Consider the following 12,356-nt stretch of genomic DNA (forward strand, 5'->3'; position numbering starts at 1 on the left):
CGGTTTGGGTGGCTCGGGCGGGCCGTCCGGACCGTCGCCGCCGCCGGGTACGTCGTAGAAGAACGTCCGGGTACGGACCCGCCCGGCGGGCGTGCGCTCGCGGCGGCGCTCCAGGTATCCGGCCGCTTCGAGCTCCCTGAGCGCCCGCGAGATGAGGATCTCGCCCTCGCTGAAGTGCTCGCACAGGGCGGTGATGCTCACGGGGGAGCCGTCGGGCAGGGACGAGATGTACGCCGCGACGCCGACCGTGACCGCGCTGCCGCGCCGCTGGGCGAGGGCGTTGGAGATCACGGTGAAGTCGGCGGTCAACCGGGTGCGTACGTGGATCACACCGGAGGCCGGAGCTCCGGCGTCGGCGCGCAGGCGCGCGTTAGACTGCGGGTCAGCCATCGGGAAGCTGCTCTTCCTGATCGGTCAGGCCCTCGGTCGGGATGCCAGTCCCGGCCGGGGGCCGTCGTCTGTCTGGGGTTGTCGCGGCGAACGTAACCGCCCACGTCCCACACCTGCAAACCGGTCACCCGGACGGGTGATGCGGCCCTCTCCGGCGAGGAGGGTGGGTGGGTGGGTCGTTCTTTACCCCGGTTCTTTGAAGGATCCGGCGGCCGACCGGGCCCTTGCGGACAAGGGCCCGGCGAGTCCGTGACGTGGGCGGCGACCGGAGTGCGGTCACTTCAGGGGCGGCGGTGTCCGGACTTCAGGCCGTCGGTGAAGGTGGTCCAGGCGGCGGTGGTGAAGCGCAGGGCCGGGCCGTGCGGGGTCTTGCTGTCGCGGACGGGGACGACGGTCCGGAACCCGTCGGCCACTTCCACGCAGTCGCCACCCGCCTGATTGCTGTAACTGCTCTTGCGCCAGGCGATGTCGTTCGAACCAGAAAGCGTCGTTCGCTCCATGGTGGTTGTCCTCCTTCATGGATCGGATGGCGTCGATCGACATGAACAGGGGCCGGGCTCGTGCCCGCAGCGGACGACGAGCCGCTTCGCAGCGATGGCGTCGACCGGTACCTCGATGAGCGGGAAGGGCGGACAGGTGGTTCTTTCCCTGTCTCTACCCCGGTTCTTCGAAGAGGACGGCGGCCGACCGGGCCCTTGCGGACAAGGGCCCGGCGGGTTCGTGTCGGGGACGGCGGCCGAAGCGGTTGCCTCAGATGCGGTCGTGTCCGGACTTCAGACCGTCTATGAAGGTGGTCCAAGCGGTGGTGGCGAAGCAGAGTGCCGGGCTGTGCGGGGTCTTGCTGTCGCGGACGGGGACGACGGTCCGGAACCCGTCGGCCACCTCCACACAGTCGCCACCCTCCTGATTGCTGTAGCTGCTCTTGCGCCAGGTGGTGCCGTTCGGGTCGGGACGGGGAGTGCGGTTCACAGGTGTTGTCCTCCCTCGCGGATCGGGCGGTCGCTTCAGGGGTGGCGGTGCTCGGACTTCAGTCCGTCTATGAAGGTGGTCCAGGCGGTGGTGGCGAAGCAGAGTGCCGGGTTGTGTGGGGTCTTGCTGTCACGTACGGGGACGACGGTCTGGAATCCGTCGGCCACTTCCACGCAGTTGCCACCCTCCTGATTGCTGTAACTGCTCTTGTGCCAGGCGGCGCCGTTCAGATCGGGACGGGACGTTCCGTTCATGCGTGTAGCCCTCCATCGCGGATCGGATCGTGTCGAATGACATGAGTGGGGGCAGGGCTTGCGCCCGCAGCCGATCGTAAGTCAGCACAAAGCGCTTGACTTGGTCTGGATCCTCGATGAGTTGGCCGTAGTGTGCACCTTCTGTGTAAGCCACTTCCGAACCATCCGGCAAGGTGAGCACGGTGAGCGAACCGCCCATGGCATCGTGCTCCCCTTGGTCGAACGGCAACACCTGGATGGCGATATCCGGTTCCTCCGTAATCCTGAGCAATCGTGTGAGTTGTTCACGCATTACCATCTGACCGCCGACGGGGCGCCTGAGTACCGCCTCGTCGAGGATCACCCACAGCTCGGGTCGGCTGGGCGTACCGAGACGTTCCTGTCGCCCCATGCGAAGAGCGACCCGCTCCTCCAGTTGCTCCGTACTGCCGAGAGTCCGACCGATTCGTAGAACCGCCCGCGCGTAGTCCTCCGTCTGCAACAACCCCGGCATGACATGCGCTGCGTATTCGCGGATGACCACCGCCCTTTCCGAGTACTCCATGAACCTGCGCGACCAGTCCGGGAACGCCTCCCGGTACACGTACGGCCACAACTCGACCAGCAGGTCGTCCGCACCGAGGGCCGCGTCCAGCGCACGGGCCAGCTCCAGCGTCGGCTTCGCCCCGGACGCCCGCTCGATCTGCGTGATCCGCGTGCTCACCACGTGCGTTTTCGCGCCCAGCTCGGCCTGGGTCAGTCCGGCCGCCGTGCGGAGCCGGCGCACCCGCGCGCCGAACAGCGCCGCCATCGACGCACCGGGGTCGATTTCGTTGGCCAAAGCGTCACTTCCGTTCCTTACGGGCTGAGGAGTAAGGCCGCACCACCTGTCGGGCCCGGGGCGATCGGACGACCCTTGGGTACGGAACGTGACGCCTCGCGCACGCCGCCGGACACCCCGGTTCGACAGACCCGGCAGGTCCCGAAAGACCCCGGCAGCCCCTGACAGCCCCTGCCAGCCTCGACAGCCCCCGATGGACAAGGACGGACGAGCCGTGCCGACAGGAACAACCACCCCGGGTGACGAGCCCCTGAGGAGCACCGCGCCCCTCACCGTCGAGAACGCCCCGATCGACGGTCGGACACGCGAACTACCGGTTCTGGCAGAGCGGTTCGCCTCCTCGCCGCGGGGCGCGCGGCTGGCCCGGCGCGCCGCGGTCCGGCGCATGGACGAGTGGGGGCACCCTCCGTCGTCGGACGGGTCGTGCGCGGTCGCCCTCGTCGTCGGCGAACTCGCGGCGAACGCCGTGCGGCACGGCCGGGTGCCCGGCCGGGACTTCGGTCTCCGGCTCGCCCTCGACACGGTCGCGGGGCTGGTGCGGATCGAGGTCGCGGACGCCGCCTCCGCGAAGCGGCCCCCTACGGTCCCGCCCCCGTCGTGCCCCGGGGGCGAGTCGGGCCGGGGGCTGCTCCTGGTGGACTTCCTGGCCGCGCGCTGGGGGTGGGAGCCGCGTCGGCCCGCGGGGAAGACGGTGTGGGCGGAGGTGTCCCTTGTGGCGGAGGGCGGTTCGTAGGGCCGAAGGCCACCCGTAAGGGGTCGGGTGTCGCAGCCTGCGGGAAGGGCGGTACGGGCCACCCGGCCCGGTACGCCGACGCGCCGGAACCCGTAGGGGCCGTGGCCCCGCGCCCTGCCGGGAGGTCCCCGGCCCGACGGGGCGCGGCCCGTACCCCGGCTGTCCGCAGCACGTCCCCACCGGCCCCGGCGCGGAGACACCGTCACGCGGCCGGGCACCCGCCGGCCTGCGACACCCGGAGCCCCCGGCCGTGCGGCTCCGGCCCCCGACGACCGCCGCTCACGACCGTGTGGCGGTCCCGCACTCCGCGTCGCCGGCCTCCCGCATGCGCGTCTCCATCGACGTACTCCGGTCGTACGGGTCGACCCGGGGGCCGCCCTCCGGGTCCGGGGTCGTGCGCTCCGCGCCGAACTCGGGGGTGAGGTAGCCGGTGGAGGTGCCGCAACCGCCGTTGGTGGTGTCCACCTTGTAGGAGACGAGGGAGAACGTCCCCGGCTCGACGTGGACCTTCGCCGGGTCGTCCCAGCTCGCCACGACCTCGCGGCGCACGATGGTCCGCACGACCTCGTCGCTCCCCGGCGCGGTGCTCACGACCGGGTACACGTACGTGATGTCGGCGGTCACCTCGACCGCGCCGCGCTCGCCCTCCCGGTACGTGATCCGCCCCCGCGTCTTGACCACGTCCCCGACGAGCCGGACCTTCGTCCCGTCGAACCGGCTGAACAGCATCAGGGGATCGTCCTCCCGGCTGGGCGCGCGGAACGCGGTCGCCAGGTAGTCCCGTACGTCCTGCTGGTGGGGGTTGAGCAGGGCGATCGCCCTGCTCGGCCGCTCCCCGCGCAGTACACCGGAGTCCAGGTTGGACGCGGCGAGGAAGTCCCGGGTCCTCCCGAGTGCCTGCGCGACCTGCTCCCGGCTCATCCACCCGGTGGCCCGTGCCTCGGGCATGCCGATCCCGGCCGTCCCGTCACCCCACCGCTCCGCGGGCGACCCCCGGAACGGCTGCTCCAGGGTCGGCTTCCGGGCCGCCGCCTCCGCCGGTGGCGGCTGGTCCGGACGTTCCGATTCCGCGGCCAGTGGCGTACTCCCGCCGCCCCCGCCCCCGAACCATCCGGTCACCCACCCCGGAGCCAGCGCCACGACCAGCAGGGCGGCCGAGACCAGCAGCCCGATCACGTACCAGCCCCGGCTCCCGCGCCGCCGCCGGTTCGGCCGGTGGCTCCGCCACGGCTCCGGCGGGCCGGTCTCCTCCCGTAACCGCCGCGCCACCATCCGGGCCCGCGCCGACGGCTCCTCGGGCGCATCCCCGGTCCCCGCCGCGGCCTCCCGGAGGAAGCGCTCCCACTCCTCGTCCGGTATGGACTGCTCGCCCTCGCCCACGACGGCCCCCGCCCTTCTCCCGTACCCGGCCCCTCCCCAGGGCCGGTCCCCTTCCCCGCATCCTCACACAGCCCGGCCGGGCCATGCAGGGCTCGCCTTTGCTCGATGTTCCGGCCGCCGTTGAAGGGGCTACCCCGATCTCCACAGGCGGCTCTACTGAATGTCCCCCTGGATGTTCCGGGCGTCGGCCTGGATTTCTCCCCGGGTGGCCCCCTCGGTCAGCGAGGACTGCTGTCCGCTTTCCAGCGCGGTTTTCTCCTGCAGGCTCCGCATTTTCTCCAGCAGTTCCTCAAGTCGGGCGACTGGCTGCGTGGCCAGGTAGGCGGAGAGGTCGCCACCTCCGATGAACTGCGGGACAGGCGCCTTGGTGAGCTCCCTGAGCATTTCCAGCACCATGACGTTCTCCGGCCCCAGTACCTCGATGCGGTTTTTGAGTTCCAGCGCCACGCGGCGGCTCTCGGCCCGCACCTTCACCACGTCGATGGCGTCCTCGCGCTCCGCGTTGGCCAGTTCCAGGTCGAGCAGTTCGCTGCGCATCTGCTCGTGAGCGGGCCTCTTCAGGACTTCATTGAGTTTCGGATCCTCAGCCATGAACTCGCCGAGTGTGGTGTTCTGCGCCTCCACGCCCCATGCCTGCAACGCGTTACGCACCTGTGAGGCCAGGTCGGTCCGGGTCTCGGCGTACGCTTCCAGAAATTCCTTGACGGTGGCTGCGGCAGCGATTTCGTTGAAGTACGAGACGACGATGGCGCCCAGTACGCGTTCCACGAATCGCTGGACAGGCAGCGGGTTCCAGTCGAGGCCACCGATGCCCGTCGTCTGACTGCCACCGTTCTTGCTGACGAGTAGGGGAGCGGACTCCGGAGGGATCCGCAGGGTCTGACTCATGTCCACGAACAGCCGGTGGCCCTGGACGGTGACCGCGATCCGCCCCAGGTGTGCGTCGTAGTTCAAGCGCTCCGCGGGGCTCTTGTCGTTCCACTCAAGGATGAGAACGCGTGTCGGAATCAGCACCACACGAACGAAGTAGGGGTTGAGCGCGCATACCGTGCCCTCGCGCAGGGTCTCCTCCTGGACGCCCCGCTGCCCGCCGTTCTGCAAGAAGACCCAGGGCAGCCGAAATCCCTGATGGCCGGGAACGCGCGGCGCCGGCCGGTCGGGCGACTCCGGTTCCGCGCCGTCGAGTGTGATCACCACTCCGGTGTAACCGGGTGGAATGGAGATCTCCTTGAGGTGGTGGGGGCCCAGCTCCCCCTTCCGCCCTCCGACGTTCCAGCTGGTGGCGACGTCGAACACCGCCGGATTGATATTGTAATAGGCCCCTCCTTGGAGGATGGCCAACTGCACGCCCTGCTGGCCGCCGCCGGCGAGAAAAGAGATACCGTCCTGGAAGTTGTCGCATTCGACATGCGGACCGAAGAGGCGGTCGGGTGGCCGGATTCCGCCCGCTCTCGCGTTCACCAGGCCGATCGTGCCCTGGGGGATGTACACGCGATGGACTTGTTCGACTTCGAAGAGCTCGGTGTTGATGCAGTAGGTCTGGCCGTTGGCGAGCGTGTCCACCTGCCTGCCCTGCTCGCCTCCGTTCAGCAGGAAGGCCTCGCCGTCCTGGAAGTTGTCACACTCCACGCGCGCGGCCAGGGAGCGGCCCGCCGGCCGCACCTTTCCCTCCTTGGCCGTGACCAGCCCGATGTTGTTCTCTTCCACTCGTACTCGGGGCACGTACTTGACGTGGTAGAGCAGGGGGAACAGCCAGCAGCGCTGACCTGGGCGCAGCGTACGGGCCAGCACTCCCCGTGTGTTGTGCGGCGTGACGTTGGGAAATTTCGGATGACTGCTGCCGTGAGCCCGATACACGATGCCGACATGGTCGGCGGGGACGGTACGGAAACCCTTCAAGGCGACGAGCACGGCAAGCGCGAAGACGATGACGAGAGAAATCGACAGGAGTCCCACTCGGAATGCCACCTCAAAGATTAGGGGGACCAGTACTCCCAGTAAAACGAGCTCCATCAGGGGGCTATTCCGCCGGTTCTTTCCTTGCTTTCCGCGTTCACGCTCCTTGCGTGCGATGCGGCCGACGAGCATGACGGCGCCGAACAGGAGGACGAGCATCCAGATGAGAGGAGAAGCAAGAATTTCGGCAGTAATGGCGCCGATCAGGAAAATGGCCAGGTTCATTCGCCGGCCACCCTCTTTCCGGCATGCAGATGGACAGCCAGGACCGTAGCGGCCCACTGGTCGTACCAGTCGAGGAAGAGTTCGTTCTGCGGATTGCGCAGGCTGGGGTAGAACCCGTTGCGGGGACCGGGCCCCGCCAGGTTCGTGAACTCGCGGTAGCTCTGCGGCACGGCGCCGTCGGCGGAGCCCCGCCATCCGCAGGCCACCGAGAGCGCGAGGAAATCCGAGTGCCGTGCACGGCGCACCGAGGAAAGCTCTGCCTGCGCGCGGAAACCCTGCCTCCCGTGCGTATGGTCTGCCCATATCGCGTCGATGCCCGCCAGTACTGAGGCGGGGATTCCGTGTACATGCCGGGCACCCGCCCAGCCTTCGTCCAACCGGTTCGCCGCCTCCAGGACGACGGCGGTGGTATGGATATCCGCGTGCGCCAACTCCCCCTCGGCCAGGTAGGAGTCCAGACGTTCGAGGGAGACATCAGGTGGCACCCGCACCGTCCCCACCGTCGGTCGGGTGAGCGGCGCCGGGAGCACCGGGGACGGCGCGGCCGGCCGACCGGCCCTCCGTGTGGCGTCGAGCTCCCGTAGGAGGTCGATTTCAGCCGGGTTCAGCAGTCGGCCGTCCCGTGCGTCGACATACCAGGTGTGTGCCAGGTGGTAATTGCGTTTCCCTTCCAGCAGGATCGGGAAGAAGGGGCGCTGGTGCAGCGTTGCCTCAAGAATCATGCGGGTGATGTCGTCGGAATCCTGGGAGTGGGGTGACATCAGCACGATGACGGCTGTGGCAAAAGCAAGCTGCTGCCGAATGGTCCAGAATTGGGAATCCCCCGGCCTCAGGTCCGCGGCTGACCAGACGGACAGCCCGGCCGTTCTCAACTGGCCCGCCAGTTCCAGGCCGTACGCTGCGTCGGCCGGTGCGTAGCAGATCACAAAAGCGCACTGGTCCGGCTCGGTGATGACGCGGGCCGGTGACGGAAGTGCCGACGCGAGGTTCTCCTCACGCAACTGCGTGTCCGAGCTTTTCGCAGTCCCTCCCGCAGTGTCGCCGAGAATCACTGTGCACAGTTCTTCGATTTTTTCCTCGTACTCTTGCTCTCCCACATTCCTGAAGTCGCGCCAGACCCGGTTGGCGGCAAAGGGGGGAAGGGTGGCCTCGTCGATCAGCAGGGGAATGAACCGCAGATTACGCGTTGCTCCGGCCGTGGCCAGGGCTGCGTACTCCTCGAGAGCCTTCGGCGATGCCGCCGAAGCTTGGCTGAATACCGCGATGGCGCATGCCGCGTCGCTGATCGCCGCATCGACTCGATGCACGATCACATCCCCGGGGAGCACGTCCCACACGTCGAAGAAGACCCTCAGGCCGCGCTGGGAGAGGTTGCTCGCCAGCCTTCTCACCCAGGTGTCGTCCTCGGGAGCGTAGGACACGAAGACATCGATCAAGCGGCATCACTCCCCGACCGTACGGCGCGTACCAGGGTGGCGAGGCCCTCGTCGAACCGCCTCCCGCCCGAGGCCCGCAGATCTACCGGTCTTCGGATGCGGGCGAAAGGCGGCAGGTCCACGTCTTCCATCAGTACGGGGATGAACCGCCGTCCGCCCGAGTGCACACGCTGGAGCAGGGCCGCGTACTCGTCGCGGATCGCGGCGTCGTTCATGGTCGCGCTGCTGAAGATCAGGAGGCCGTTGGCCGAGGCGCGCAGAGCCTCTTCTTTTTCCAGGCTTTCCACGAGGCCGGGGCCGATCCATTCGGCCAGGAAAACGCGCAGCCCTTCGGCCCGTAACCGGGAGGCCAACGCTTCTGCCGATTCGCTGTCCGCTTCCGCGTAAGAGATAAATACGTCATAAGCTTCGCCCGGTTCCGCGGCGAGCGAGGTGGGCGCGGGAGGCCGTCTGCGGCGCAGTCGGTCGCGGACCTCGATGCCGGTCGAGACGAGCGCGGCTCCCGCAGCGACGGCACCCAGGCCGAGCTCCCACCATTCCAGCCCCATGCCGGAGAGATTACCCAGATTGAATTGGTGTTGTCAGGGGAGTCGGTCAAGTTGTCAAGATCAAGTCTGGTGGCCGGCGGGCAGCTCTTGATCGCGCATGGCTGATATCAACCTTTTGTTTGATCGTTCGTATGGGGTATGCCGGGTCGCGATGGAAAAGGCTGAGGTCCACTTGAGGGAACCTCGGGCTTTCGTCCGGTGGCGGACCCCCGACGAGTGTGGCGACAGGTGGAGGCCAATCAGCCAGACTTTATGTCACTGAGCGGATTCGAACAGCTCCAGGTGGAGGTGAACGGGAAGTTTCTTCGGTGCCGACTGCAGGAGCGGGAACGGGCAGCGCCTCGGGCCGTCGGCTGATACTCGGCTGTCGGCCAACAGCCAGCTTGGGCCGAGTCCGAAGCCCGATGAGCGCGGGGGTCGAAGATCATGAGTTTCCCGGTGCTCCGCAGCCTCGAAAAACCCGTGCCTGTCGACGCGTCACCCTCGTTTCCGACCTGTTCGGCCTTCGGCCGGAAGCCCCTGGCGGCGAGCCCCCGGGCCCGCTGCGACCCTTCGTCCCGCTCCCGTCACACGTGACCTACGTGGAGTACGGCCTTCCTTGGTGTCGGCACTCGCGCTTGCCCCTCCCCTCGGCTGCCCGGCACCCGCGCCGTCTACGCCGTCTACAGGGAGAACAGGTCGTCCTGGACGAAGTCGACGACGTTCCGCTGGGGGGAGAAGAGGCTCAGGAGCATGAACGTGTGGGGACGCGCCGCGATGTTGCCGACGAAGCAGTGGACCGCCCGGTCGGGGGTGACCATGCGGTCGAACCAGCGCTCGCGCAGTTTGTCCAGGACGGCCTGTTCACCGTAGGTACGCCGGTACTTCCGGTAGGACTCACCGGCCTCCCAGTCCTTCAGCCCCATGTCGTGCCCTGTGCAGGCGCCGTCCGCGCAGCGGAAGCGGTAGCGGAACTCGAACGGTATCCACTCCAAGCGCCGCAGCTCCTGGTCGAACAGGTCCAGTTGGTCCGCGAGGGCGGCCTTCGCGGGGGGCCATGGCTCCGCCTTCGCCAGCCGGAAGTCGGTGATCTCCGCCGGCCGGAAGACACCGAGCGAAGCCCCTTTGGTCTCCTGGTCGCGTTTGATGGCGCAGAGCGATGGCGCGACGAGCGGCTCGACGTACGCGTACCGCCGCTTCCCCCCGTCGGACGACGGGACATGCCCGACGACTTCCAGTGTGTCGAGGTCGGGCCGCAGGCTCTCGGGGCGCCTGTCCCCGTGGTGGGGGCGCACGTCGACCTCGACGATCGAGTACTTCTTGAACTGCGCGCCCTGCTTCAGCAGCCGGAACGGGACCGGGAAGAGCCGCACATGACGCGGGCTCCCCAGGTCCAGCCGGATCCCGGCCACGCAGCTCGTCTCCCGGTACTTCGACGACAGTTCCGGATACGTCTTGACGGTGATCATGATCCTGGCGCGCTGCCGGTCGTCGGCCATGCCGTCCCCCTCCACCGGACTCCACCGAGTCACCCCGGTTCAGAGGGGAAGGGAGCGGCAGCCGCCGGTCAAGACCGACGGCACGGGGAGCCGCCGGGATCAGGCCAGCGGCCGCACGTCCACCGCGGCCCGTTCGCGGACCGTGTCCAGGACGACCTTGCGGTGGCAGCGCTCCTCGTCCTTCTCGAAGCACAGCACGGCGACGCGGGACCGTGCGGCGTGCTCGGCCAGGCGATCGAGGTCGGACTGCGCTTCATCCGAGCGCAGCACGCCGCGGAACCGGGCGCGCCCCACGCCGACCCGGCCGTCCCAGAAGGGGGCCCGGTTCTCCTTCGGGTTTCCCAGCGCACGCAGGTGGGTGTACTCGATGCCGGCCTCGGCGAGCGCCTGCCCCAGACGCTTCTTGCTGAAGCCCGGCTTGCGGCTGATCGGCGTGAGCCGGACGTCGGCAACCACCTGGATGTCGCAGTCCAGGAGGGAGGAGACGAACGAGTCGATGTCGCGCCCCTCGTACCCCGCGGACCAGAGCCCGGGCGTCGGCTTCGCCTGTCGGAAGAGTTCCTCCAGCGATACGTCCAGGGCTTCCGCGACGTCGCCGACCGTGAAGAAACTCGGCTGGATCGCTCCCCCGCTCTCCAGGCGCCTCAGGGTGCTCGGGCCGACTCCCGCCTCCCTGGCGAGACGCTCCACCGACCATCCGCGCTCCTCGCGCAGGGACCGGATCCGCCGTGCGAGCGCTCCGGCCCGTGAGGCGTGGTCGAAGCTGTTCTCGGAGGGGCGAGCGGCCATGGGCGGTGATCCTAACGGGCGGTGGACCGTGCCGTCCGGCCCCCCGGGGAACGGGGAGCGTTTCCGGCCGGTGGGCGGTGACCGTTCACGAACACCGGGAGGGCCGGACGCCGCGGCCACACCCCGGTCTTCCCGGGGCGCGCCCGGGAGGCCCCGGCCAAGACCGGCTTCCGGATTTCTCCCAAGCGGTCTCCCAAAACCACTCAGGGGCCCGACCCGCTCTCGCGGATCAGGCCCCTGACCTGGTGTTTCTCTGTCGGGGTGGCGGGATTTGAACCCACGACCTCTTCGTCCCGAACGAAGCGCGCTGCCAAGCTGCGCTACACCCCGATGTCGCCGCTGTTGCCCTGGCGACGACGTTTACTCTAGCCCACCCGCGGCCGGAGACGAAATCCGGTTTTCCGGGGGTCTCAGGCGCGGGGGGTCAGGGTGAGGAGGGTGGCCTCCGGGGGGCAGGCGAAGCGGACCGGGGTGTAGCGGTTGGTGCCGCAGCCCGCGGAGACGTGCAGGTACGCGGTGTGGCCGCCCGCGCGGTGGGTGGAGAGGCCCCTGGCGCGGTCGGTGTCCAGGTCGCAGTTGGTGACCAGGGCGCCGTAGAAGGGGACGCACAGCTGGCCGCCGTGGGTGTGGCCGGCGAGGACCAGCGGGTAGCCGTCGGCGGTGAAGGCGTCCAGGGAGCGCAGGTACGGGGCGTGGACGACGCCCACCGAGAGGTCGGCGTCCGCTTCCGGGCCGCCCGCGACCTTCTCGTACCGGTCCCGCTTGATGTGCGGGTCGTCGAGGCCCGTGAACGCCAGCTCCAGGCCCTCCAGCTTGAGGCGGCCGCGCGCGTTGGTGAGGTCCAGCCAGCCCGCCGCGTCGAAGGCGTCGCGCATCTCCTCCCACGGGTTGTGGACGACGCCGACGGCCGGCGGGTTGCCGTTGAGGCCGTGGCGGCCCTGGAGCTTCTCGAACAGGTAGCGGGCCGGGTTGCGGAGCTTGGGGCCGTAGTAGTCGTTGGAGCCGAAGACGTACACGCCGGGGAAGTCGAGCAGCGGACCCAGCGCGTCCAGCAGCTCCGGCACGCCCTCCGGGTCGGAGAGGTTGTCGCCGGTGTTCACGACGAGGTCGGGGCGCAGGCCCGCCAGCGACTGCAGCCAGCGCTGCTTCTTGCGCTGCCCGCTCACCATGTGGATGTCGGAGACCTGGAGCACCCGCAGGGGGCGCGTGCCGCGCGGCAGGACCGGGACGGCCACCCGGCGGAGCCGGAACGAGCGGGCCTCGAAACCGGCGGCGTAGGCCAGGCCGGCCGCGCCCAGTGCAGTGATGCCGAGGGGTACTCCGTATCGCGCGCGCATGGGTCCATGGTCGCAGACCNNGGGGGGGGNGCGACGCCNNA

Annotated in this window: 12 protein-coding genes, 1 tRNA gene and 1 pseudogene; 1 reads left to right on the forward strand and 13 read right to left on the reverse strand. The window is 68.8% G+C overall.

The window, feature by feature from the left end:
• From MW084_RS15170 to MW084_RS15190, 5 genes and pseudogenes are all read right to left on the reverse strand, one after another.
• Positions 1 to 390: pseudogene (locus MW084_RS15170) on the reverse strand (hypothetical protein); the annotation flags it as partial.
• A 281-nt stretch (positions 391 to 671) separates the two neighbouring features.
• A complete protein-coding gene (locus MW084_RS15175; protein ID WP_039829176.1) occupies positions 672 to 890 on the reverse strand; it encodes a DUF397 domain-containing protein in 219 nt (72 codons plus the stop codon).
• A 250-nt stretch (positions 891 to 1,140) separates the two neighbouring features.
• Positions 1,141 to 1,359: a DUF397 domain-containing protein gene (locus MW084_RS15180; RefSeq protein WP_050986758.1), complete on the reverse strand. Its 219-nt coding sequence runs from the start codon at positions 1,357 to 1,359 to the stop codon at positions 1,141 to 1,143.
• A 35-nt stretch (positions 1,360 to 1,394) separates the two neighbouring features.
• Positions 1,395 to 1,532 (reverse strand): DUF397 domain-containing protein, encoded by a 138-nt coding sequence (locus MW084_RS15185; protein ID WP_275563635.1) that lies wholly within the window; start codon positions 1,530 to 1,532, stop codon positions 1,395 to 1,397.
• A complete protein-coding gene (locus tag MW084_RS15190; protein WP_029553480.1) occupies positions 1,489 to 2,403 on the reverse strand; it encodes a helix-turn-helix domain-containing protein in 915 nt (304 codons plus the stop codon). Before MW084_RS15190 ends, MW084_RS15185 begins: the two co-directional genes overlap by 44 nt.
• 244 nt (positions 2,404 to 2,647) lie before the next feature.
• Between MW084_RS15190 and MW084_RS15195 the strand changes: the two genes are divergently transcribed.
• Entirely contained in the window at positions 2,648 to 3,166 is a 519-nt protein-coding gene (locus MW084_RS15195) for an ATP-binding protein (protein WP_010470393.1), read from the forward strand.
• Between the two features lie 279 nt (positions 3,167 to 3,445).
• On the opposite strand, the gene MW084_RS15200 is transcribed toward MW084_RS15195, so the two are convergent.
• From MW084_RS15200 to MW084_RS15235, 8 genes are all read right to left on the reverse strand, one after another.
• Positions 3,446 to 4,546 (reverse strand): hypothetical protein, encoded by a 1,101-nt coding sequence (locus tag MW084_RS15200; protein ID WP_010470392.1) that lies wholly within the window; start codon positions 4,544 to 4,546, stop codon positions 3,446 to 3,448.
• Positions 4,547 to 4,699: 153 nt separating this feature from the next.
• Positions 4,700 to 6,727, reverse strand: coding sequence for an SPFH domain-containing protein (locus tag MW084_RS15205; protein ID WP_010470391.1), 2,028 nt, complete (start codon positions 6,725 to 6,727; stop codon positions 4,700 to 4,702).
• Positions 6,724 to 8,163, reverse strand: a complete 1,440-nt coding sequence (locus MW084_RS15210) for a toll/interleukin-1 receptor domain-containing protein (RefSeq protein WP_010470390.1) — start codon at positions 8,161 to 8,163, stop codon at positions 6,724 to 6,726. Before MW084_RS15210 ends, MW084_RS15205 begins: the two co-directional genes overlap by 4 nt.
• Positions 8,160 to 8,711 (reverse strand): toll/interleukin-1 receptor domain-containing protein, encoded by a 552-nt coding sequence (locus tag MW084_RS15215; protein WP_010470389.1) that lies wholly within the window; start codon positions 8,709 to 8,711, stop codon positions 8,160 to 8,162. Before MW084_RS15215 ends, MW084_RS15210 begins: the two co-directional genes overlap by 4 nt.
• 662 nt (positions 8,712 to 9,373) lie before the next feature.
• Positions 9,374 to 10,189, reverse strand: coding sequence for a hypothetical protein (locus tag MW084_RS15220; RefSeq protein ID WP_029553479.1), 816 nt, complete (start codon positions 10,187 to 10,189; stop codon positions 9,374 to 9,376).
• Positions 10,190 to 10,288: 99 nt separating this feature from the next.
• Positions 10,289 to 10,978: a DUF488 family protein, N3 subclade gene (locus MW084_RS15225; RefSeq protein WP_010470386.1), complete on the reverse strand. Its 690-nt coding sequence runs from the start codon at positions 10,976 to 10,978 to the stop codon at positions 10,289 to 10,291.
• 256 nt (positions 10,979 to 11,234) lie between these two features.
• Positions 11,235 to 11,308, reverse strand: a tRNA-Pro gene (locus MW084_RS15230).
• An 80-nt stretch (positions 11,309 to 11,388) separates the two neighbouring features.
• The gene (locus tag MW084_RS15235) at positions 11,389 to 12,315 is read right to left on the reverse strand and encodes a metallophosphoesterase (protein WP_010470385.1); all 927 of its coding nucleotides are present in this window, start codon (positions 12,313 to 12,315) and stop codon (positions 11,389 to 11,391) included.
• Between the last annotated feature and the right edge of the window lie 41 nt (positions 12,316 to 12,356).

Origin of the sequence: Streptomyces sudanensis (assembly GCF_023614315.1) — a bacterium.
Classification (GTDB): Bacteria; Actinomycetota; Actinomycetes; order Streptomycetales; family Streptomycetaceae; genus Streptomyces; species Streptomyces sudanensis.

Coding starts and splice junctions, on each gene's coding strand:
- MW084_RS15175 (WP_039829176.1), bottom strand. CDS start 890: ATGGAGCGAACGACGCTTTCTGGTTCGAACGACATCGCCTGGCGCAAG.
- MW084_RS15190 (WP_029553480.1), bottom strand. CDS start 2,403: ATGGCGGCGCTGTTCGGCGCGCGGGTGCGCCGGCTCCGCACGGCGGCC.
- MW084_RS15205 (WP_010470391.1), bottom strand. CDS start 6,727: ATGAACCTGGCCATTTTCCTGATCGGCGCCATTACTGCCGAAATTCTT.
- MW084_RS15215 (WP_010470389.1), bottom strand. CDS start 8,711: ATGGGGCTGGAATGGTGGGAGCTCGGCCTGGGTGCCGTCGCTGCGGGA.
- MW084_RS15220 (WP_029553479.1), bottom strand. CDS start 10,189: ATGGCCGACGACCGGCAGCGCGCCAGGATCATGATCACCGTCAAGACG.
- MW084_RS15225 (WP_010470386.1), bottom strand. CDS start 10,978: ATGGCCGCTCGCCCCTCCGAGAACAGCTTCGACCACGCCTCACGGGCC.
- MW084_RS15235 (WP_010470385.1), bottom strand. CDS start 12,315: ATGCGCGCGCGATACGGAGTACCCCTCGGCATCACTGCACTGGGCGCG.